The 22233-nt window shown below is 55.5% G+C and carries 20 protein-coding genes; 12 read left to right on the top strand and 8 right to left on the bottom strand.

Features of this window, described 5'->3' with window-relative positions; all coding sequences use genetic code 11:
* The first annotated feature begins 9 nt into the window (after positions 1-9).
* Genes ABIB18_RS01990 through ABIB18_RS01980 form a run of 3 tightly spaced genes read left to right on the top strand, consistent with a single transcriptional unit; the run spans position 10 to position 3033 of the window.
* The gene (locus tag ABIB18_RS01990; protein ID WP_031377039.1) at positions 10-741 is read left to right on the top strand and encodes an ABC transporter permease; all 732 of its coding nucleotides are present in this window, start codon (positions 10-12) and stop codon (positions 739-741) included.
* 1 nt (position 742) lies between these two features.
* Positions 743-1537 carry an ABC transporter ATP-binding protein gene (locus ABIB18_RS01985; protein WP_354473573.1) on the top strand — a complete coding sequence of 265 codons (795 nt, stop codon included), beginning with the start codon at positions 743-745 and terminating at the stop codon, positions 1535-1537.
* Positions 1534-3033 (top strand): HAL/PAL/TAL family ammonia-lyase, encoded by a 1500-nt coding sequence (locus ABIB18_RS01980; protein ID WP_354473572.1) that lies wholly within the window; start codon positions 1534-1536, stop codon positions 3031-3033. Before ABIB18_RS01985 ends, ABIB18_RS01980 begins: the two co-directional genes overlap by 4 nt.
* Positions 3034-3036: 3 nt before the next feature.
* On the opposite strand, the gene ABIB18_RS01975 is transcribed toward ABIB18_RS01980, so the two are convergent.
* Positions 3037-3669 carry a flavin reductase family protein gene (locus ABIB18_RS01975; protein ID WP_031377036.1) on the bottom strand — a complete coding sequence of 211 codons (633 nt, stop codon included), beginning with the start codon at positions 3667-3669 and terminating at the stop codon, positions 3037-3039.
* A gap of 141 nt (positions 3670-3810) precedes the next feature.
* Here ABIB18_RS01975 and rlmF point away from each other — a divergent pair, with 141 nt between their 5' ends.
* Complete coding sequence (gene rlmF / locus ABIB18_RS01970; protein WP_354473571.1) at positions 3811-4734, top strand: 23S rRNA (adenine(1618)-N(6))-methyltransferase RlmF; 924 nt, start codon at positions 3811-3813, stop codon at positions 4732-4734.
* Between the two features lie 33 nt (positions 4735-4767).
* Here rlmF and ybiO read toward each other — a convergent pair whose 3' ends face one another.
* From ybiO to rhtA, 6 genes are all read right to left on the bottom strand, one after another.
* Entirely contained in the window at positions 4768-7041 is a 2274-nt protein-coding gene (gene ybiO, locus ABIB18_RS01965) for a mechanosensitive channel protein (RefSeq protein WP_089561111.1), read from the bottom strand.
* Positions 7042-7188: 147 nt separating this feature from the next.
* The gene (gene glnQ, locus ABIB18_RS01960; protein WP_031377033.1) at positions 7189-7911 is read right to left on the bottom strand and encodes a glutamine ABC transporter ATP-binding protein GlnQ; all 723 of its coding nucleotides are present in this window, start codon (positions 7909-7911) and stop codon (positions 7189-7191) included.
* A complete protein-coding gene (gene glnP / locus ABIB18_RS01955; RefSeq protein ID WP_031377032.1) occupies positions 7908-8567 on the bottom strand; it encodes a glutamine ABC transporter permease GlnP in 660 nt (219 codons plus the stop codon). The genes glnQ and glnP overlap by 4 nt, the downstream gene beginning before the upstream one ends.
* A gap of 80 nt (positions 8568-8647) precedes the next feature.
* Positions 8648-9394 (bottom strand): glutamine ABC transporter substrate-binding protein GlnH, encoded by a 747-nt coding sequence (gene glnH / locus ABIB18_RS01950; RefSeq protein WP_031377031.1) that lies wholly within the window; start codon positions 9392-9394, stop codon positions 8648-8650.
* A 328-nt stretch (positions 9395-9722) separates the two neighbouring features.
* Positions 9723-10226: a DNA starvation/stationary phase protection protein Dps gene (gene dps / locus ABIB18_RS01945; RefSeq protein WP_031377030.1), complete on the bottom strand. Its 504-nt coding sequence runs from the start codon at positions 10224-10226 to the stop codon at positions 9723-9725.
* A 325-nt stretch (positions 10227-10551) separates the two neighbouring features.
* Positions 10552-11466, bottom strand: a complete 915-nt coding sequence (gene rhtA / locus ABIB18_RS01940; RefSeq protein ID WP_031377029.1) for a threonine/homoserine exporter RhtA — start codon at positions 11464-11466, stop codon at positions 10552-10554.
* Positions 11467-11834: 368 nt separating this feature from the next.
* Between rhtA and ompX the strand changes: the two genes are divergently transcribed.
* Positions 11835-12347, top strand: coding sequence for an outer membrane protein OmpX (gene ompX, locus ABIB18_RS01935; protein WP_031377028.1), 513 nt, complete (start codon positions 11835-11837; stop codon positions 12345-12347).
* A 393-nt stretch (positions 12348-12740) separates the two neighbouring features.
* Here ompX and ABIB18_RS01930 read toward each other — a convergent pair whose 3' ends face one another.
* A complete protein-coding gene (locus tag ABIB18_RS01930) occupies positions 12741-12932 on the bottom strand; it encodes a hypothetical protein (protein ID WP_031377027.1) in 192 nt (63 codons plus the stop codon).
* A gap of 258 nt (positions 12933-13190) precedes the next feature.
* On the opposite strand from ABIB18_RS01930, the gene mntR reads away from it, so the two are divergent.
* From mntR to ABIB18_RS01895, 7 genes are all read left to right on the top strand, one after another.
* Positions 13191-13649: a manganese-binding transcriptional regulator MntR gene (mntR, locus tag ABIB18_RS01925; protein ID WP_046288429.1), complete on the top strand. Its 459-nt coding sequence runs from the start codon at positions 13191-13193 to the stop codon at positions 13647-13649.
* Positions 13650-13670: 21 nt separating this feature from the next.
* Entirely contained in the window at positions 13671-14780 is a 1110-nt protein-coding gene (locus ABIB18_RS01920) for an SLC13 family permease (RefSeq protein WP_031377026.1), read from the top strand.
* Positions 14781-14931: 151 nt separating this feature from the next.
* Positions 14932-16077 carry an HlyD family secretion protein gene (locus ABIB18_RS01915; RefSeq protein WP_031377025.1) on the top strand — a complete coding sequence of 382 codons (1146 nt, stop codon included), beginning with the start codon at positions 14932-14934 and terminating at the stop codon, positions 16075-16077.
* On the top strand, positions 16074-17642 hold the full coding sequence (locus tag ABIB18_RS01910; protein ID WP_354473570.1) for a DHA2 family efflux MFS transporter permease subunit: 1569 nt from the start codon (positions 16074-16076) through the stop codon (positions 17640-17642). Before ABIB18_RS01915 ends, ABIB18_RS01910 begins: the two co-directional genes overlap by 4 nt.
* A 1-nt stretch (position 17643) precedes the next feature.
* On the top strand, positions 17644-19176 hold the full coding sequence (locus ABIB18_RS01905) for an efflux transporter outer membrane subunit (RefSeq protein WP_159224035.1): 1533 nt from the start codon (positions 17644-17646) through the stop codon (positions 19174-19176).
* Positions 19177-20052: 876 nt separating this feature from the next.
* The gene (locus ABIB18_RS01900) at positions 20053-20454 is read left to right on the top strand and encodes an H-NS family histone-like protein (RefSeq protein ID WP_031377023.1); all 402 of its coding nucleotides are present in this window, start codon (positions 20053-20055) and stop codon (positions 20452-20454) included.
* Positions 20455-20632: 178 nt separating this feature from the next.
* Positions 20633-22225 carry an ABC-F family ATPase gene (locus ABIB18_RS01895; protein ID WP_046288427.1) on the top strand — a complete coding sequence of 531 codons (1593 nt, stop codon included), beginning with the start codon at positions 20633-20635 and terminating at the stop codon, positions 22223-22225.
* The last annotated feature ends 8 nt before the right edge of the window (positions 22226-22233 follow it).

The following is a 22233-nucleotide window of genomic DNA, read 5'->3' as shown; positions in this document are numbered from 1 at the left end:
AGCCTGATCATGATCGATTTTGCCTTTCTCAGTGACACCTTTCTTCGGCTGAGCGCCGCCTTGCCGGTGACGCTGGGGCTGTTTATCAGCGCCTTCCTGTGTGGCGGGGTGCTGGCGGTCGGTATTCTGGCGTTACGGATGAGCCGCTGGCGACTGCTGAGCGCGTTTGCTCGCGGCTACATCCTGGTGTTTCGCGGCTCGCCGCTGATGATTCAGCTGTTTCTGATCTATTACGGACTCGGGCAGTTTGGCGTGATCCGCCACAGTTTCGTCTGGCCATTTCTGCGGGAACCTTTTAGCTGCGCGGTACTGGCGTTGTCGCTCTGTACCGCCGCTTACACCGCCGAGATTCTGCGTGGCGCATTGCTGGCGGTGCCGCCAGGTCAGGTGGAAGCGGGCATGGCCTGTGGCATGTCGCGCGGCCTGCTGCTGCGAAGGATTATCGCGCCGGTGATGCTGCGTTACGCACTGCCAGCCTACTCGACCGAGGCGATTCTGCTGGTCAAATCGACCGCGCTGGCCAGCCTGGTCACTGTGTGGGACGTCACCGGCGTGGCGCAGCAGATCATTCAGCGTACCTACCGCACCATGGAGGTGTTTCTCTGTGCCGCTGCGATCTACCTGATCCTCAATTTCATTATTGTTCAACTGTATGCCCTGCTGGAACGGCGTCTGACGCCGGTGCATAAACCGGCAAAAAAGCCGTTACCGGTCGCTAAGCCGATCCCCGGAGGAGAATAAAATGTCAACCCTGCCACCCATCACGCTGTCGGCCAGCGATATCCATAAATCCTTTGGCGCAATGGAGGTGCTGAAAGGCATCTCGCTGCAGGCGCATCAGGGGGACGTGATCTCGATTCTGGGTGCCAGCGGCTCGGGAAAAAGTACCCTGCTGCGCTGCATTAACCTGTTAGAGACGCCCGATGCCGGTGTGGTCAGCGTCGGCGGCGAAACCATTGAGATGAAACGTCATGCCCGCGGTCATCAGCTGGCGGCGAATCCGCGCCAGATTGAGCGGCTGCGCTCACGGCTCGGCATGGTGTTTCAGAGCTTTAATCTCTGGTCGCACCTGACGGTGCTGCAAAATGTGATTGAAGGGCCGCATTACGTGCTGAAGCGTGACAAAAAAGCCTGCATCGCTGAAGCCGAAAAGCTACTGGACCGCGTCGGCTTGCTGAACCGCAAGGATTTTTATCCGGCGCAGCTCTCCGGCGGGCAGCAGCAGCGAGTCGCCATTGCCCGCGCGCTGGCCATGGATCCGGACGTGATGCTATTTGATGAACCGACCTCGGCGCTCGATCCGGAGCTGGTCGGGGAAGTCCTGAAAGTCATGCGCAGCCTGGCGGAGGAGGGACGCACCATGCTGGTGGTAACCCATGAGATGGGATTTGCACGCAACGTCTCTAACCGGGTGGTGTTTATGCATCAGGGCACCATCGATTGTCAGGGCACGCCGCAGGAAATGTTCGGCGAACAAGGCTCGGCGCGGTTTCAACAGTTTATTTCCAGTCATCATCAGGTGGAGCCGGTGCTATGAGTCAGACCCTTGTCTGGGGCGATACGCCGTTACAGTGGCGGGATGTGGTTAAGGTGGCGCGGCAGGGCACCACGCTAGCGCTGAGCGACAGTGCCTGGCAGCGCATTGCGCAGGGCCGGGAAATCGTCGGCAATATCGTGGCGGCAGGTCAGGTGGCCTACGGCATTAATACCGGCCTGGGGGCGCTATGCAACATCACGTTGTCGGACGATGAACTGAGCCAGCTGTCGCGCAACACTTTACTCAGTCACGCCTGTGGTGTCGGGCCATCGCTTGGCAAACCGGAAGTCCGCGCCATTCTGTGCGCCGCGATCGCCAACTACAGCCATGGCAAATCGGGCGTGTCGGTGGTGCTGGTGGAGCGGCTGCTGGCGCTGCTCAATTTGCAGATTACGCCTCAGGTGCCGTCGCAGGGGTCGGTGGGCTATCTGACTCACATGGCACACATCAGCCTGGCGCTGATGGGTGTGGGTGAGGTGGAGTGGGAAGGGCATCTGATGCCGGCGCAGCAGGCGCTGGAACGCAATGGACTGGCCCCTTTCCGGCCAGGTGCAAAAGAGGGGCTGAGCCTGGTCAACGGCACGCCGTGCATGACCGGTCTGGCCTGTCTGGCGCTCGACGACGCAGAACGTCTGCTGGACTGGGCGGATATCACCGGGGCGATGAGTTTCGAGGCGTTACGCGGTCAGCTGGCGGCGTTTGATCCTGAGGTGCTGGCGCTGAAAGCCAGTCCCGGTATTCAGCGCAGCGGCGAACGTTTACGCCGGTTGTTAATGGACAGTGCGGTTTTAAACGAGAGTCAGGGCATTCGTACCCAGGACGCGCTCAGTCTGCGCGCGATGCCGCAGGTCCACGGTGCCTGTCGCGATCAGTTCGATCACGCGCAGCGTCAGGTGGAGACTGAACTGAATGCCTGCACCGACAATCCGCTGGTGCTCGGCACACCGCAGGCGTGGCGGGTCATTTCGCAGGCCAATCCGCACGGTGAATCGGTGGCAATGGCCTGTGACGTACTGACGATTGCGCTGGCGGAGCTGGGCAGTATTGCTGAGCGGCGGCTCGATCGGCTGGTGAATCCGCTGGTGAGTGGCCTGCCGCCGTTTCTGGTGGCACAGCCGGGCGTTAATTCGGGCATGATGATTGCGCAGTATGTCGCCGCATCACTCTGTGCTGAAAACCGGCAGCTGGCACAACCGGCGGTGCTGGACAACTACGTCACCTCCGGATTGCAGGAAGATCATCTGAGCCTTGGCACCGGCTCGGCATTGAAACTGCTGAAGCTGGTGAGTAATGTTGATCACATTATCGCTATCGAATATCTGCTGGCCGCGCAGGCGCTGGAATTTCACGGCGAGGCGCGATTGGCCAGTGGCACCTTACATGCCTGGCGACGACTGCGGCAGAGCGTGGCAAGCTGGCAGCAGGACCGCTGGCTGGCACCGGACATCGCCCGGGCGGTGAGCGAAATCAAAGCGCATCCGGTCGATGCGCTGTGATCATCAGCCGCGGCGCGCGTCCGGACGGACTAAATCAAAGCGCTGCGCTTCACTGATGCCGTAGTAGGCGCTGGGCCCACCGGCGCGCAGAATCGGCTCGGCTTTGGCGGTCTGATAAATGCCCGCTTCCAGCAGGTTTTCACTGATGTGGATCGCCACCGCTTCGCCGAGCACCAGCCAGCTCTCAATCGGCTTTCCCTGCGCATCCTGTAACTGGATCAGCTGGGTCAGCCGGCATTCGAAGTTAACCGGGCTTTCGCCGACCAGGCTGGCTTTGACCTGCGATGCCGGTAACGGCGTCAGTCCGGCATAGGCAAACTCATCCTGATCGGCTGACAGCGACGCTGAGCTTTCATTCATCGCTTCAGCCAGTGGCCGGGTCGCCAGGTTCCAGACAAATTCTTTGGTATCCGCAATGTTCTGCACGCTGTCCTTCCAGCCGCTGCTGGCGAAACCGATGATCGGCGGATGGTAGTTGAAGCAGTTAAAAAAACTGTAGGGCGCCAGATTGCGCTGGCCGCTGGCGCTGATCGAACTGATCCAGCCAATCGGACGCGGGCCGATGATGGCGTTCAGGGGATCGTGCGGCAGACCGTGGCCGGCACGCGGTTGATAGGAATAGCGTTTATGCGTCATAACCTCTCCGGTGGGGGATTTTATCCATCTTAGCCCGACAGCATCGTCTGGCGGCAGCCGAATCGGGTAAGCGGATTGTGCGGGTTTATTTTCCGTCGCTCACAGCGTATTGTACGCGCGCCTGAATAATTGAGAGAACGTATGAAAAAGTCAGCCAGCTCGTCGCCTTTCCACGCCCGCAATCGCCATCAGGGCGAATACGATTTTGCCGCGTTAACCGCTGCGCATCCGCCGCTGGCGGCCAAAGTGCGGCCTAACGGTTATGGCGTCGATTCAATCGACTTTGCGGACCCGGATGCGGTGATGTTGCTCAATCAGGCGCTGATTAAGCTGTTTTACGGCATCGACTGGCAGCTGGCGCCGGGATCGCTCTGTCCACCCGTGCCGGGACGGGCGGATTACCTGCACTACCTGGCCGATCTGCTGGCGCTGGATAACCACGGGGTGATTCCGACCGTCGACGTGCTGGATATTGGCTGTGGCGCAAACTGCATCTATCCCCTGATCGGCGCAGCAGAATATGGCTGGCGCTTCACCGGCACCGAAATTGATGAGGCGGCGATCAAAGCGGCTAACCGGATTGTCGCGGCTAATCCTGGCCTGGCGCGCCAGATCCGCCTGCGTCGTCAGAAAAACAGCGATGCGGTGCTGGCCGGCGTGGTCAGCAAAAACGAATTTTTCCACGCGGTGATGTGTAATCCGCCGTTCCACGCCTCGGCAGAGGAAGCGGCGGCCGGATCGCAGCGTAAAGTGCGCAATCTCGGCCTCGATAAAGCTGCGCCGCTTAACTTCGGCGGTCAGCATAACGAACTCTGGTGCGTTGGCGGCGAAAAGGCGTTTGTCGGTAAGATGATCGGCGAAAGCGTGGCGCTGGGCCGTCAGGTGGTCTGGTTCACCTCGCTGGTGTCGCGTAAAGAGAATCTGGCCACGCTGGAAAAGCAGTTGCGGGCGCTTGATGTTGCTGAGGTCCGGGTGGTGAATATGGCGCAGGGCCAGAAACAGAGCCGTTTCCTGGCGTGGAGTTTTATGCCTGCCGCGCAGCGCAGCAAAGTGTTAAGTCGTTAACCCGCAGGGCGGGCCGGATGGCCCGCGCTGAACTTATGGCGGTGACGGCAACGCCGGTAACGCGGCGGCCCCGGCAACATCACCGGCGGTTTGCATCACCTGCACCGTGTGATGCGGCGCTTTAATTCCGGCGGCGTCAAAGTGCTTCTTCACTTTATCATCCAGCGCAAAACGCACCGTCCACTGTTTGAGCGGCTGAGTGGTAAACGAGACGCGTACCGTAAACGCCTGGTTGGTCAGTCCCACCAGACCGGCAAAGCCCGGCTCACCAATCACCATGCCGCGAATGTCCGGATTCTCCAGTAACTCTTTCACTGCTGCCTGCAACGCCTGATTAGCGCGTTCGCTATCCTCATTGCGATCCACATCATAGTTAGCGACAAACGAACCGATGCCGCGCACAAAGTTGGCAAAAGTGGTAATCGATGACCACGGAATGATGTGATAAGCACCGGTATCCTGGCGCACGCCGACCGAGCGAATCGACATCCGCTCTACCGTGCCGGTAATCGCGCCGATGGTCACCAGATCGCCGGTATTCATGCCGTTTTCGAACTGGATAAAGATACCGGTAATAATATCTTTCACCAGCGTCTGTGAACCGAAAGAGACTGCCAGCCCCAGCGCACCGGCGCCAGCCAGCAGCGGCGCAATGTTCACCCCAATCTCAGAAAGCAGGATCATAATGGTGATGGTGCTGATCACCACCGCCAGCGCGTTGCGGAACAGGGTCAGCAGGGTGCGGGTACGGGCACTGGGCATCGGACGGCCATGTGAATCCGAAGCCAGCCGACTTTCAATCAGGCTGGCCAGCACGGTCCAGCCAACGGCCGACAGCAGCACAATCATTACGATGCGGATCAGCACATCCACCATTTTTTCCCCGGCCCCGACCGTCAGCCAGTGCCACAAATCAAACAGGTTCCAGGCGTTAAGCAGCAGCAGCAGGGTGGCGAACACCGTCAGCACGCGCGCCAGCTTGAGCAATGCTTTGACCCAGTCGTTGACGCGCTTTTGCAGTTCCGGGTAGTTACGCCGTAAATCGGGCGACAGGATGATGGTTTTGCTAATCCAGCGGGTCAGTATTCCGGAGACAAAGGCGGCGATACCGATGATCGCCAGGCTTCGTACCGTGGCGGACATCATAAATTTCAGGCTGTCGCCGGGATTAAAAATCGAGAACAGGAACAGCGCAATAAAATAGGCGCTGGCCAGCCAGTGCCAGATCACGGCGAAGGCGCGGATAAACAGCGCGAAGAACGCCATGCTGCGGTCGGCCAGCCCGATCAGCGCGTTATGGATGCTGCGCTTGTTGGTGAAGATCAGATACAGCGCCCAGCTGGTCATGATCGCCATGATGATGATGTTGACCAGTGCGGCAATCTGCACGTTGACCTGATTACTGACAATCGGTACCACCACCAGCAGGCCGTAGCCCATCACCCCGCTCAGCCAGCTCAGCCGGGTATTCCAGTACGCAGCGCGGCTGTCGGTAAGATGGAAAAAGCGCAGTGCCGGGAAGTGCGGACAGAAAATCAGGCGCAGCAGTGCTTTAAAAAACTCAATCAGGGCGAAGGCGTTGAGGAACAGCCCTTGCTGATAGGCGATGGTGCGGTTGTCGCTGTGAAAGTTGTCGCTGATGATCTGACCGACAAACAGCGCCAGCGCCAGCAGCAGCAGGTCGATAATAAATGCACCGCCGATGGCGGCGGGCAGCTGCAGCCAGTTACGGTGATCGCGGTTTTTATGCCGTCCCCAGACGCCCAGCCGGCGATAGATCGGATAGACCAGGCGGCGCAGCAGCCAGTAGAAGGCGAACATCGCCAGCGCCAGGCCCGCAAAATGGTTTAGCGCGTTGATAAAGGTGGTGGGATTAAAGGTCTTATGAGGCGCTTTGACAATATTGTCATGCAGCCGCACGAACTGCGAGGCGACCACGCCGCCGTACTCGCGGGTAACCTCGGTCAGCCCCTGCAACACCGTTTTATCTTCCTGCTCCGCAACGGGCGGCAGCAACTCCGGCGCAGCGCTGGCAGACGGCGAGGTCGAGACGTGACGCAACTGCTCAATCAGCGCCTGCCGTGACTGTTCATTCTCAAGGATATTGGCCAGTGCGGCGTATGCCGCTTTTTGCTGGTCGGGATCGGGCTGGCTGGATTGATCGCCTGACCCTTTGCTGGTTTGCTGCGCGGCAACTGCCGCCTGCGGTAAAGTGACCGCCGGAGCCTGTGGTGCCAGGCTAAATAACATCAGGAACAGCAGGATCCAGCGCCACACAACGGGGCGGGGTGGGCAGGCTGACGACATGGCTCTCTCCTTAGCTACGCGCGTGCTTCACAAGAGGGAAAGTATAGTCAGGCGATTGATATTAACGTGGTTAATGAGGATTAATCTGCCGCGGCGACGGCGCGGGACAGGCAGGAAAAGCGGGCCGGCAGGGCGGCCCGCCCGTCATCAGGAGACGTGCTGCAGGAATTCGCGCAGACGATCGCTGGGCGGATTGCTGATCAGGCTGTCGGGATCGCCATCTTCCGCGATACGACCCTTGTCGATGAAGATCAGACGCGATGCTACCTTCTGCGCGAAGCCCACTTCGTGGGTCACGATTACCATGGTCATGCCTTCTTCTGCCAGATCCTGCATCACTTTCAGCACTTCATGACGCAGCTCCGGGTCCAGCGCCGAGGTAGGCTCATCGAACAGCATCATTTTGGGTTTCACCGCCAGCGCCCGGGCAATCGCTACCCGCTGCTGCTGACCGCCGGAAAGCTCAGACGGGAAGTGGTGCGCGCGCTCAGCCAGCCCCACTTTGCCCAGCAGCTCTTTCGCCAGCTGGCGGGCCGCCTCTTTGCTGGCGCCACGCACCCGGATCGGACCAAAAGCCACATTATCCAGCGCGCTCATCTGTGGAAACAGGTGAAACTGCTGGAAGACCATGCCCGCTTCCTGACGGATCAGGCGATCATCTACTTTCGGATCGTTGACCCGCAGACCGTCGACGATCAGCTCGCCGCTGGTGATCTCTTCCAGCTTGTTAATGCAGCGCAGCAGAGTCGATTTGCCCGAGCCGGACGGCCCGATAATCACCACCACTTCGCCCCGGTTAATCTTCAGGTCAATATTATGCAGCACCTGGGTCTGGCCAAAATGCTTCGAAACATCTTTAAATTCAATCACAGGATTTTCACCCTTTTCTCAACACGGCGCAGCACAAAGCTCAACACCAGCGTAATCACCAGATAGATGATCGCGACGGCGCTCCAGATCTCCAGAGCGCGGAAGTTACCGGCGATAATCTCCTGACCCTGACGTGTCAGTTCAGCGACACCGATAACAATAAACAGCGAAGTATCTTTGATGCTGACAATCCACTGGTTACCCAGCGGTGGCAACATGCGGCGCAGCGCCAGCGGCATAATCACATAGCGCAGCGTTTCGCGGCTCGACAGACCGAGCGCCAGCCCCGCTTCGCGGAAGCCTTTGTTGATCGACAGCACCGCACCACGGGTAATTTCCGCAATGTAGGCGCCGGAGTTAATCATAATGGTCACCACCGCCGCGCTGAACGGATCGATACGCAGGTCAGGGAAGGCCATCGGCAGGGCGAAATAGATAAACATCACCTGCACCACAATCGGGGTGCCGCGGATAATTTCAATAAACACCAGCGCGATGTTGTTGGTGATCCAGCCGCCGTAAGCGCGGGCGAAACCGGCCACCAGGCCGATAATTAACCCGCCAACCAGGCCGATGATTGAGATGATTAAGGTCATCTTTGCGCCTTCAAGCAGCGCCGGCATGGCGGGCCAGATGACGCTCCAGTCAAACTCCATGGTGTGACTCCAGATATGTTGCGATGGAAAAAAGCAGGGAAAAAGTTTCCCTGCTGAAAAGTTAGTGCTGCTGCAAATTGTTATTTAGGTTCGGTACCGAACCATTTTTTATACAGCTGATTGTAGGTGCCGTTCTCTTTGATGGTTTTCAGCGCGCCGTTCACTTTTTCACGCAAATCGTCGCTGCCTTTCGGGAAGGCGATACCGTACTGCTGCGCTTCAATTGATTCGCCTACCGCTTTGAAGCGGCCTTTACCGGCGGTATTGATGAAGTAGAGAATGTTTGGCGTATCATGCAGTACCGCGTCAGCGCGATTGGTACCGAGTTCCATGTAGGCGTTGTCGATGTTCGGGAACTGACGCAGATCTTTGGTTTTGATGTTGGCTTTAGCGTAATCAACCGAGCCGGTGCCGCTCTTCACGGCGACCACTTTACCGCTGAGATCGCTGATGCCTTTGATGTCGTTCTCATTGTTACGCACCATCACCAGCAGACCGCTTTTGTAATAGCCATCAGAAAACTCGATAGCCTTTTTACGCTCTTCGGTAATGGTGATCCCTGCCAGCGCCAGATCGACGTTGCGGGTCTGCAGTGCCGGGATAATACCGCTGAAATCCATTGGCTTGAGGGTGTAATCGAGTTTCAGTTGCTTAGCAATCGCATCCCACAGGTCAACGTCGAAGCCGACATATTTGTCGCCCTGTTTGAACTCAAAGGGAACGAAGGCGGTGTCAGTAGCGACCACCAGTTTCTTTTCTGCTGCGGTGGAAGAGAGGGAGAAGGCCAGCGCCAGCGCGGCCACAGAAACTTTTAACAGTGACTTCATCATTTTTCCTTATTACTACCAGGCGGCAGGGCCTGTGTTTGCGGCTTGTCATATGAAAGAATTATGCCAACTTTGCAAAATACACCAAATCAGTGGGTTAAATAACCCAGCTGACACGATTTTGCAGGAATATCTGCCTCTGCACTATTTTGGTGATCCAAATTGGTGCAGATTGCTGTTTTGGTGCAACCGGTAGTGTGCCTCAGTTGTAAAGGCTGTGAAGCGGAGGAGGGAAGAACTGTTAACAGGGTCATAAAATTGCGGTAACACAGACGTAAAAAAGGCGGGTCTCCCCGCCAGTTTTGTCTCATTGATAAATCAATGGCTGTTATTCAATGTTAGCTTCGATAAACCACAGGAATTTATCCAGGTCACGTGAAGCGGCAGTAAAGATGTCAGCAGTATCTTCATCTTTAACTTCTGAAATCGCTTTGCGGGTGTCGTTGGCAACGACGCTATAACGATCGGCCAGCGCTTTCAGGTGGTCCTGCACGCTGTGGATGTTAAGCGGGTAGCTTTTCAGGGGTGTTTTATCATTAACTACCTGCGCGGTACCCAGCGCAACGCCGCCCAGCTGTACAACACGCTCAGCAATGGTGTCCTGATGATCGGTAATTGTGGTACGGAAGCCGTCCAGCATTTCGTGAACACCAATAAAGTTAGCGCCACGCATATTCCAGTGGGCCTGCTTGGTGATCAAAGACAGATCAATAAATTCGACAACCAGACGGTTCAACACTTCAATGGTGGCTTTTTTCTCATCATCTGCCACATCGTTGCGGGTATAAATCAGGTCGGAAGATTTAGTTTTAACCAATTTAGCGGTACTCATCGTTTCAGTCCTCTCTTTGATGGTTGTCCTAATCAAGTACCGGATAAGTATAGCAGCGGTTTTCAGCTTTGCATTAACGGCTGTGTCGATGGCTGAAATAGTGCGTATCTTCAGCACAGGCCGCGCCAGGCGGGAAGGGTTAATGCCATGTTAAAATACAATGGAAGGTTAAACTGTTTATAAATCAGATTGTTAAATGTTAATGTAAATAACAGATAAGCGACTGTTTCAAAATACGAAAGACAGTCGCTTGATTTAGTTAAGAATAATTCTCACGTTAAGTATGATTGTTATTTAAGCGGCTGATCAAAATCCTGTTTATCGTTTATTTGGTCCCGCTGCTGTTAATTTCCACTTCGCTTAACTGACTCTTTTTTGGCTTCATGGTGAGGGTGGAACCGGCTGAGGCAGTGATGATCGCCAGTAGCGCCAGGCACTGCAGCGGCGTCAGGGTTTCGCCGAGAAACAGCATGCCGGAAAAAGCCGCCATCGCTGGCTCCAGGCTCATCAGCGTGCCGAAGATGCGTGCCGGTAAGCGCGTTAACGCGATCATCTCAAGCGAATAGGGAATAGCGCTGGAAAGCAACGCTACCAGCAGCGCCACCGGCAGCACGCTCCAGTGCCAGATGCCGCTTTCGGCAAACGTCAGGCCGAGCGGAACAAAAATAATCGATGCGATCAGCGAGCCAATCGCCACGGTGGCAGGACCGTGCTCCGCACCGGCGCGCTGGCCAGCCAGAATATAGATTGCCCAGCAGGCGCCTGCACCCACCGCCAGCGCGGCACCCAGCGGGTCAATCGATGCCATGCCAGCACCGAACGGCAGCAGGAAGCCTAATCCCACCACCGCCAGCAGCACCCAGACAAAATCGAGCAGACGGCGCGATCCGAATAGCGCCAGCGCCAGCGGACCGGTAAACTCCAGTGCAACCGCTACCCCGAGCGGCACGGTACGAATCGCCAGATAGAACATAAAATTCATCGCACCAAGCGCCAGCCCATACATCAACAGCGGCATCCGCTGTTCGCGGCTGAAGCGTAAGCGCCATGGTTTGAAGATCAGGCAGAGAATCAGGGTGCCGAAGCCGAGACGCAGGGCAGTGATGCCGGTCGCGCCGACGCTCGGGAACAGTGTTTTGGCCAGAGAGGCACCACCCTGCAGCGATAACATCGCAATCAGCAGCACGGCGATCGGTAACAAGACGGGCGTAAGGCTTTTTTGAGCTGAAGAGGCAGACATCCTGTATACATTTCCTGGTCATAAGCGCGATGAGTCAGTCAGTGTAAAGGAAATGGCGAGCAAAAAAATGACAGAGTGGCGTTTAAATTTGCGTTAACTGCGCAAATTCTGGCCAGATTCAGGACCAATTTGGTAAAGAAACGTCAGGTTTTTTTAGGATTTTACTTAAAGACCGAAAACATGGAAAAAAAATTATTGCAGGAAGATGACGGTTTTTATAAGAAAAATGAATGACATAGGTTGTTGCATTAACTTCCTGTTACACCAAACATTCTGTTAGACAACAAAATGCGGGCAGAGTTTCTCGCTATTTTTTGTTATATTTTCAGCGTTGTCAGGAGAGAAGTATTTTCACATTTGAGGTGGTTATGAAAAAAATTGCATGTCTTTCAGCATTAGCCTGTGTACTGGCAGTATCTGCAGGTTCAGCAATGGCACAGAGCACCGTAACTGGTGGCTATGCTCAGAGCGATTACCAGGGCGTGGCTAACAAAGCTAACGGCTTCAACCTGAAATACCGCTATGAAGACGGTTCTAACCCACTGGGTTGGATCGGCTCATTCACCTACACCGAAAAAGATCGTACCGAAGATGGCTTTTACAACAAAGGTCAATACTACGGCATCACTGGTGGTCCTGCTTACCGTCTGAACGACTGGGCAAGCATCTACGGTGTTGTGGGTATCGGCTATGGTAAATTCCAGCAGAACGACACCGCTTCACGTGACAAATCTGATAGCAGCGACGTAGGTTTCTCATACGGCGCTGGTATGCAGTTCAACCCAATCGAAAACGTTGCACTGGACGTGGGCTACGAGCAGAGCCGCATCCGTAACGTTGACGTTGGCACCTGGATTGCTGGCGTAGGTTACAGCTTCTAAGTTTAGCTTAGACGACCTGCCAAAAAACGGCCCTTTATGGGCCGTTTTTTATTGCGCGCTTGCCAGACGGCTTCTGCAGAAGCGGGACACTCCGCCCGTTTAACGCGGGCTTCTGCTGTCCAGCGAGCACAATGCCGCAGGCCGAATCGCGCCTGATCTGACGTGGCGTGGTGTCAGGTTATCAGCCAGGGAAAGGGGCAAGGGAAACATTGTCTGGCGGCAGTGACCGCTGAAGTAAAGCTTACCTGAAGCGAACGTTATCTGAACTGCATAACAGCTGAAGAGAACATTATCTGAAGGGTAGGTTGCCTGAGAAGAATATTATCTGAGCGAAACAGAGAAGTGGCCCTCCAGTGATTCACTGAAAGGCGCTGTAAACGGGCAAATAAAGAATTATCCGCGCCAGATCAGATTCTGACAGCGACGATCTTCGGGCTTTTTGCCGAGTAGTTTTTCAATCAACATCAGACGCAGTGTGAATGGGGAACGCGTCAGCAGGCACAGCCAGGATTTCATCTCCGTGGTTGTTCTCTTTTCAGCCTGGAAGCATTTGCTGCAATCTAAACAGCATTTCAGGGTGCTCATAGAATCACCTCCCAATCAGTATCGACGTAAAAGTAAGCAGAGTCCGGCGACGTAACCCATAAACAACAACAGTAACAGATAGGGATCGATCATGATCTTGATCACCGGCTGCTTACATTATCAACAAATATAGCATTGGCTATATCATTTAGCCAAGGCTAATGACGAAAAATTTGAGCTTCTTTGCACCTGGTTTACAATGAGCGCAGCTACATCCGTACGGCAGTGACAGTACGGACATAATAAAGAGGAAGCTGAATGAGTCGTCGTGCCAAAAGCGTGGTTTCTGCCCCGCAAGGACCACTGAAAGATATTGAAGAGCATGTCGAAGGTTTTCGGCAGGTGCGCGAAGCGCATCGTCGTGAATTAATTGATGACTACGTTGAGTTAATCTCTGATTTGATTGGTGAATTTGGCGAAGCCCGTCAGGTTGATATGGCGGCGCGATTGGGCGTTTCCCAGCCAACGGTGGCAAAAATGCTGAAACGTCTCGGCAGCGCCGGACTGGTTGAGCAGGTGCCTTATCGCGGCGTATTTCTCACCAGCGAGGGCGAGAAGCTGGCTGAGGAGAGCCGTGCCCGTCATCATATTGTTGAAACTTTCCTGCTGGCGCTGGGGATCAGCCCGGAAACTGCCCGCCGTGACTCAGAAGGTATTGAGCATCACGTCAGTGATGAAACCCTGGCCGTGTTCCAGAAGTTCTGTGAAACCCGTTAACTCTTAAGGCGCAATGCCATCATGCCGCAGCTGTTTCGATCTTTTTTGCATGACTCGATTTTGCATTTACTCGTCGTTATTGGTGTGGTGCTGGCATTTCTGGCTGACTTTCGCTGGCCGGATCTGCCTGGTGCGGTGGACTGGCACACCATTATTACCCTCACCGGCTTGCTGATCCTGACTAAAGGTCTGGAAACCAGCGGTTATTTTGATGTGCTGGGCGGACGGCTGATCGCCCGCTTTCGCCATGAACGCGCGCTGGCGCTGTTTATGGTGCTGGCGGCGGCGCTGCTTTCAACCTTTCTGACTAATGATGTGGCGCTGTTCATTCTGGTGCCGCTGACCCTGACGTTGCGTAAGTTCTCGCGCTTACCGATTTCACGGCTGATTATCTTTGAAGCGCTGGCGGTTAACGCCGGATCGCTGCTGACGCCGGTCGGCAATCCACAAAACATTTTGTTATGGAGTCACGGCTCGCTCAGCGTGGCCGGCTTTATTGTGCAGATGCTGCCGCTGGCGGTCTGGCTGTTGCTCAGCCTGGTGCTGTTAACCTGGTTTAGCTTTTCGAAGCGCACTATTGAGAAACACGATAATCCGCACCAGCCGCAGTGGCAGAAGCCGCTGTTTGTAGTCAGCGTGCTGCTCTATCTGCTGTTTATCGCCGGGCTGGAGTGGCAGGTGACCGGCTGGGTGCTGCTGTTGATCATCGCCAGCTTCCTGCTGATGGCGCGCCCGGTGTTACTGCGCATCGACTGGAGTCTGCTGGCGGTGTTTATCGCTATGTTCATCGACGTCTGGCTGCTAACGCGCCTGCCGGTAATGCAGGCGCACTTTGATGCAATTGCCCAGCTCGGTCAGGGACAGCTCTACCTGCTGGCGATTGGATTGTCACAGGTGATCAGCAACGTGCCGGCCACGATTCTGCTGCTGCAAAAAGTCCCGCCGTCTGAGGTGCTCGCCTGGGCGGTGAATATCGGCGGCTTCGGCCTGTTGCCCGGCTCGCTCGCTAACCTGATCGCCTTGCGAATGGCGCAGGATCGTGCGGTCTGGTGGCGTTTCCATCTCTTCTCCCTGCCATTACTCGGCTGGTCAATGGCCAGCGGCTGGCTGTTGCTGCAGTTGCTCAAATAAGTCCACTTCATCCTGCTGCCAATCCCAGGTAGCAGGATGTGCGCCTTTCCTCAGGTTAGGTAAAGTTATGCTGGATTTTGTCAGTTTTCGATCTAAGGTTAACGAGACCTTTTATGCCCGGGAATTAGGGCCTTAGCCAGTGATGGGAACTATGAGCGAGAACAACCAACGCGATCCACACCAGCAGGACGCAGAAAATGCGCCGGATAAGAACAGTCAGTCTGATGATAACCAGGATAACGATCAGCAGCCTGAACGCAAACGCCCCGGCAAGAAACCGTTGATAATTCTGGCAATTGTGGTAGTGGTGATGCTGATTGTCGGTTTCTGGTTCTGGTTCTCAACCCGTAACCAGGAGACCACCGATGACGCCTTTACCGAAGGCGATGCGGTGACCATCGCACCGAAGGCATCCGGTTATGTGGTTAAGCTGTTGGTTAAAGATAACCAGCGGGTGAAGAAGGGCGATCTGCTGGTCGAAATTGATCCCAGCGATAATCAGGCGCAGCGCGATCAGGCCAAAGCCCAACTCGGCCTGGCGGTCGCTCAGTTGCACCAGGCGCAGGCGCAACTGGCGCTGTCGCGGGTACAGTATCCGGCCCAGCGCGATCAGGCGTTAGCCGATCAGGCCAAAGCGGAAGCGAATCTGCTTAACGCGCAGGCGGATTACCGTCGCCAGCGCGGCGTCGATCCACGCGCCACCAGCCAGCGCAATATTGACACCGCGGCGGCACAGTTACGTTCTGCTCAGGCCCAGTTGCAGAGCGCGAAAGCGCAGGTGGAAGTAGCGTCGCAGGTGCAGTTACAGATTCGCCAGCAGGAAACCAACGTTGAAGCGCGTCAGCAACAGGTTGAACAGGCCAGAGCGCAGCTCAACACCGCCGATCTTAATCTCTCCTACACCCAGGTGCGCGCTCCGTACGACGGCTTTGTTACCAAGCGTAATGTGCAGCTCGGCACGCTGGTACAGGCAGGATCTTCGCTGTTCTCGCTGGTGTCGCCGGATATCTGGATTACCGCCAACTTCAAAGAGTCGCAGCTTGAGCGCATGAACCCAGGCGACAAAGTGGCGATCACCGTTGATGCCTGGCCGGATATGAAGCTGGAAGGGCACGTCGACAGTATTCAGATGGGCTCCGGTTCACGCTTCTCCACTTTCCCATCAGAAAATGCCACCGGTAACTACGTCAAAATCGTGCAGCGCGTACCGGTCAAGATCGTGATTGATAAAGGTCTGGACCCGAATCATCCGCTGCCGCTCGGCCTGTCGGTTGAACCGAAGGTGACGGTGGAATGAGTGCCCCGCAGAGCTGGAAACCGGCCAGCAATCCGTGGCTGGTAGCGGTCACGGTCACCCTGGCGGTGTTCATGGAGATCCTCGACACCACGATTGTTAACGTGGCGCTGCCGCATATCGCCGGTTCGCTCTCTTCCAGCTATGACGAGTCAACCTGGGTGCTGACCTCGTATCTGGTGGCAAACGGCATTGTGCTGCCGATCTCCGCCTTCTTCAGCCGACTGTTTGGCCGTAAGCAGTTTTTCCTGATCTGCATTGTGATGTTCACCATCTGCTCTTTCCTGTGTGGCATCGCCACTGAGCTGTGGCAAATTATTCTGTTCCGCGTCCTGCAGGGCTTTTTTGGTGGCGGCTTGCAGCCGGTGCAGCAGTCGGTGCTGCTGGACTATTTTAAGGCGGAAGATCGCGGCAAGGCGTTTGGTCTCTCCTCCATCGCCATCATCGTGGCACCGGTTATCGGGCCAACGCTGGGCGGCTGGATCACCGATAATTACAGCTGGCGCTGGGTGTTCTTTATAAACATTCCGGTCGGCGTGCTCACCGTACTGGCGATCTATCAGTTGCTGGAAGATCCGCCGTGGGAGCGCAAATGGGCCAAGGGCAAACTGAAGATCGATTACATCGGTATCAGCTTAATTACCCTCGGACTCGGCTGTCTGCAGGTGATGCTGGATCGCGGTGAAGACGAAGACTGGTTTGCCTCGCACTTTATTGTGCTGTTCGCCATTCTGGCGGTGATCGGTATTGTCGGGGCGGTCTACTGGCTGATGTATGCCCGCAAGCCGGTGGTCGATATTCTGGTGATGAAAGACCGGAACTTCTGGGTGGCCGGGCTGCTGATGGCCGGGATGGCAATGATCCTGTACGGCAGCTCCGTGGTTCTGCCGCAGCTGGCGCAGCAGGATCTGGGCTATACCGCCACCTGGTCCGGACTGGTGCTGTCACCCGGGGCGGTGCTGATCGTGCTGACTATCCCGCTGGTGCTGAAACTGATGCCGATTGTGCAGACGCGCTACATCATTGCGTTTGGTTTCAGCTGTCTGTCGGTCGCGTTCCTCTACTCTTCGACCCTGACACCCGACGTTGATTTCACCACGCTGGTGTTGATGCGCAGCGCGCAGTCTATCGGGCTCGGTTTCCTGTTCGTGCCGCTCACCACTATCGCGTTCGTCACTATTCCGCAGCGGCTCAATGCTGACGCCTCGGCGCTGTTTACCATGTTCCGAAACGTCGCCGGTTCGATTGGTATTTCATTGTCGACCGCCGCCATCACCGAACGTGAGCAGGTGCGCTCGGCGCATATGGTGCATAACATGACGCCGCTCAACGAGCCGTTCAACATCACCGTTCAGCACTGGGCGCAGGCAATTCGCGACTTTACCTCAGCGGTAGGCGATCCCATCACCCTGGCAAGCGGTCAGCTCTATCAGGAGATGATCGCCCAGTCGCGCATTCTCGCTTACATCGATGTCTTCTCAGGCCTGAGTATTGTCGCCCTGATTTTGATTCCATTTTGTTGGCTGCTGTCGCCGATTAAGAGCGAAGGCAGTGCAGGAGCACACTGACATGAAGGTTATTTCTTCTCGCGGCCTGAAACCGTTGAGCCTGTTTACGCTGGCACTTTCGCTGGCCGGCTGCGCCGTCGGGCCAGATTACCAGGCACCGAAGCCGGCGGTGCCCGGCAGCTACAACAGCCTGGATTCGCAGGAAGCGTCTAAGCCGCAGAGTGCGGCGATCAACTCCCGCTGGTGGCGCAGCTTCAACGATCCGCAACTCGACAGCCTGATCGCCCGAGCAATTGAAGGCAACCTGACGCTGCAACAGGCGGTGCTGCGCATTGCCGGGGCGCGTGAGCAACTGAGCCAGGCGCAGGGCGGCCTGTTTCCCAGCCTCAACGGTTCGGCCAAAGTCAACCGCCAACAGCTCGGGCTGGAAGGCTTGCTGAAAGCCAATGGCGCGACCGATCAGCTCGACAGCAATGTCGCCAGCCAGCTCAATGGGCTGACCCAGCCGGTCACGCTCTATCAGGGCAGTTTCGATGCCAGTTGGGAACTCGACCTGTGGGGCAAAGTGCGCCGTCAGGTTGAGTCCGCCAATGCCCAGCAGCAGGCGGCGATTGAGCAGCGCAACGATGCGCTGGTGTCGCTGGAAGCGGAAGTGGCGCGTGCCTGGCTGCAACTGCGTGGCGCGCAAAGTACTATCCAGACGCTGCAGCAGCAGATTGATGTGGCGCAGCAGACTACCGAACTGACCCAGAGCCAGCAGCGTAACGGACTGGCACCGTTGACCGATGTGGAAAATGCCCGCGCCCAGCTCAGTAGCCTGCAGGCGCAGCTGCCGCAGTATCAGTCGCAGGCACGTCAGGCGATGAATGGCTTAGCGGTGCTGCTGGGCAAAACGCCAGGCTCGCTGGATGCTGAACTGAGTGCGCCGAAAGCACTCCCGCCGCTGCCGCAGTTTGTCCCGGTGGGGATCCCTTCTACGCTGGCGCGACGTCGTCCTGATATCCGTCAGGCGGAAGCGACGCTGCATGCACAGACGGCGGAGATTGGCGTTTCCGTCGCGCAGCTGTTCCCCAGCCTGTCACTGACCGGCCAGCTTGGCGTGCGCAACACCGACGTCAGCTATCTCGATAACTGGAGCAGTCACTTCTACAGCTACGGCCCGTCATTATCGATTCCAATTTTCCAGGGCGGACGGCTGGTGTCGAGCGTCAAACTGGCGCGGGCGCAGCAGGCCAGTGCCGCACTCGACTATCGTCAGACGGTACTGACCGCCTTACAGGACGTGGAGAATGCGCTGGTCAGCTACCGCGCCGATCAGCAGCGGGTCACCGCGCTGGATCAGACCACCGGTTCGTTGCAGCGCGCCTTCGATCTGGCCAGCGATAGCTACCGTCAGGGACTCTCAACCTTCCTCGAGGTGCTGGATGCACAGCGTCAGCTGGCGCAGGCTGAAGAGCAGGCTACTCAGGCGCGGATGCAGAGCGCGCTGGATTTAGTCGCGCTGTATAAAGCGCTGGGCGGCGGCTGGGAAACCTATCAAAACGTCGAACTGCCGCAGTATTCGGTATTTGGTCCGGCGACAGAGGTGAATTAACCTTCAGGCGGTGGCAGAGACCCGGCTGCCATCGCCGCAATTTTTTACACCGGCAACACCGACCCTGCCAGTCACTGTTCCTCCCCACATTGCGCGTTTCTCGCTCTGATAACTCATTGAATCGTCACCGTTCACTGCATTTTTACCGGCCGCGCGTCAGCGGGAATAAACCAGGATTAATATCAGGGTTATTATTCAGCTAAGGCCGGGCACCGCGCCGGCTATTATTTACCTGAACAGGATAAATAGCGTTAGCAACGCCCGATTAGCCGCGCGGGGGTTTTCTGTTTTTATTCACAGCCAGGTTTATCGGCGTCGGGTATGCCATCTGCCGATGTGTCTGCTTAATAGGCCCGATACGTCGGTTAAATCGGTTAACCGGCCGCAGTCCGCCTGAGGTTTATCTGACGAACTGCGCCTGCACGGCGAAATTTTTAAACCATCCACAGGCATTAATAAAAATGCGCCAGCACGGTGAACCTTTTGCGCTATTACGGTGCGTCGCGGCGGGGGGCTTTTCGCGTTAATCTGTAAACTATTGTGACTGAGATCGAAATTTATCGCGCGTTTAATCTCGCCCTGGTATGCAGCGGACCCCAAATAAAAAACAGGGCGTCAGACTCTTTAAACCGGTGTTTTTTGCCCATCACAGCGGGCGAAGGATGCCTGTAATCGATTCCAGTGACGGAAGTAAGACGCCGTTCAGTGTTAATTCAGCGTTAATAAAACGTCAGGAATTAGCCGCTCAAATTCAGCCAGCGTTTTTGAAATAACATCTAAGAATTATCTGGAGCGTAAAAATAATTTATTTTTTTATTTGAATTAGGTAATCTTGTCGCTACAGTTTTATTAACCCCCTTAAACAAGGACATTGTGATGAGTGACGCATTTAAAGTTCTGAACAATATTCGCACATTACGTGCCCAGGCCCGTGAACTGCCACTGAGCGATCTTGAAGAGATCCTCGAAAAATTAAACGTTGTGGTCACCGAGCGCCGTGAAGAAGCGGAAGCGGAAGAGACGCAGAATCGCGAAAAAGAAGAAAAACTGTCGAAATATCGTGAAATGCTGCTGGCTGACGGCATCGATCCTAATGAATTATTAGGTGCGCTGGAAACCGGTAAAAAACGCGCTAAGCGTGCACCGCGTCCGGCTAAATATTCTTATACCGACGAAAACGGCGAGAAAAAATCCTGGACTGGCCAGGGCCGTACCCCGGCAGCGATTAAAAAAGCGCTGGATGCCGGTAAAAGCCTGGACAGCTTCCTGATCGATTGATCAACACAATCCTTGTAAGTGGGAGCCGGGGGGCCTTAATGGCCCTCCGGCTTTTTTATTTCTGTCGCGATATCAATCATCCCACCCGCAATCCGCGGCTTAGACTGGCGTGCGCTGCGTCACATCTGGCATAATAGCTGCCGTTTTTCTATCCACTCTCTTCACAAAGGTCAATGCCGTGTTAGTTAGCAGCAATATCACCATGCAGTTTGGCAGTAAGCCACTGTTCGAGAACATCTCCGTTAAATTTGGCGGCGGTAATCGTTACGGTTTAATCGGTGCGAACGGCAGCGGAAAATCCACCTTCATGAAGATTCTGGGTGGCGATCTGGTGCCTTCAGGCGGCAACGTCTCTTACGATCCCAATGAGCGTATCGGTAAGTTACGTCAGGATCAGTTCGCCTTTGAACAATATAGCGTGCTGGACACCGTGATTATGGGTCACCATGAATTATGGGAAGTTAAGCAGGAACGCGATCGTATTTATTCTTTGCCGGAAATGAGCGAAGAGGAAGGCTATAAAGTTGCCGACCTCGAAGCAGTTTACGGTGAAATGGACGGCTACAGCGCCGAATCCCGTGCCGGTGAGTTATTACTCGGCGTCGGTATTCCGGTTGAGCAACATTATGGCCCGATGAGTGAAATTGCTCCAGGCTTTAAATTGCGCGTCCTGCTGGCGCAGGCGCTGTTCTCTAATCCTGATATTTTGTTACTGGACGAACCGACCAACAACCTGGATATCGATACTATCCGCTGGCTGGAGCAGGTGCTGAACGAACGTGACAGCACCATGATTATCATTTCGCATGACCGTCACTTCCTTAATATGGTCTGCACCCACATGGCTGATTTGGATTATGGCGAGCTGCGGGTCTATTCCGGCAATTATGACGAATATATGACCGCAGCGACCCAGGCGCGTGAACGTCTGTTAGCCGATAATGCCAAGAAAAAAGCGCAGATTGCCGATCTGCAATCTTTTGTCAGCCGCTTTAGCGCCAACGCCTCTAAATCCCGTCAGGCAACCTCGCGCGCAAAACAGATGGATAAAATTAAACTGGATGAGGTAAAAGCCTCCAGCCGTCAGAACCCGTTTATCCGTTTTGAACAGGACAAGAAATTGTTCCGTAATGCGCTGGAAGTCGAAGGCTTAACCAAAGGCTTTGATAACGGTCCGCTGTTTAAGAATTTAAACCTGCTGCTGGAAGTGGGCGAAAAACTGGCGGTAATCGGTGCCAACGGTATTGGTAAATCGACCCTGCTTAAAACGCTGGTCAGCCAACTGAACCCCGATAGCGGCAGCGTTAAATGGTCAGAAAATGCACGCATCGGTTATTACGCTCAGGATCACGCCGAAGATTTCGCCAATGACCTGACAGTATTTGACTGGATGAGTCAGTGGAAACAGGCTGGCGACGATGAGCAGAGCGTGCGCAGTATTCTTGGCCGCCTGTTATTCTCGCAGGATGATATTAAGAAACCGGCCAAAGTGCTGTCCGGTGGTGAAAAAGGTCGCATGCTGTTCGGTAAGCTGATGATGGAAAAACCGAACATCCTGATTATGGATGAACCGACTAACCACCTCGACATGGAGTCGATTGAGTCACTTAATATGGCGCTGGAGATGTACGAAGGGACGCTGATTTTCGTTTCACACGACCGTGAATTCGTCAGCTCGCTGGCGACCCGGGTGATGGAAATCAAATCGGATCGGGTGGTGGACTTCACCGGCAACTACGAAGATTACCTGCGTAGTCAGGGCATCGTCTGATACCGGAC

The sequence above is a fragment of the Pantoea sp. UYEF8 genome (assembly GCF_040546285.1).
Classification (GTDB): Bacteria; Pseudomonadota; Gammaproteobacteria; order Enterobacterales; family Enterobacteriaceae; genus Pantoea; species Pantoea brenneri.
Note: the sequence above shows the minus strand (reverse complement) of the source record. Positions and strands in the feature narration are given on the sequence as shown.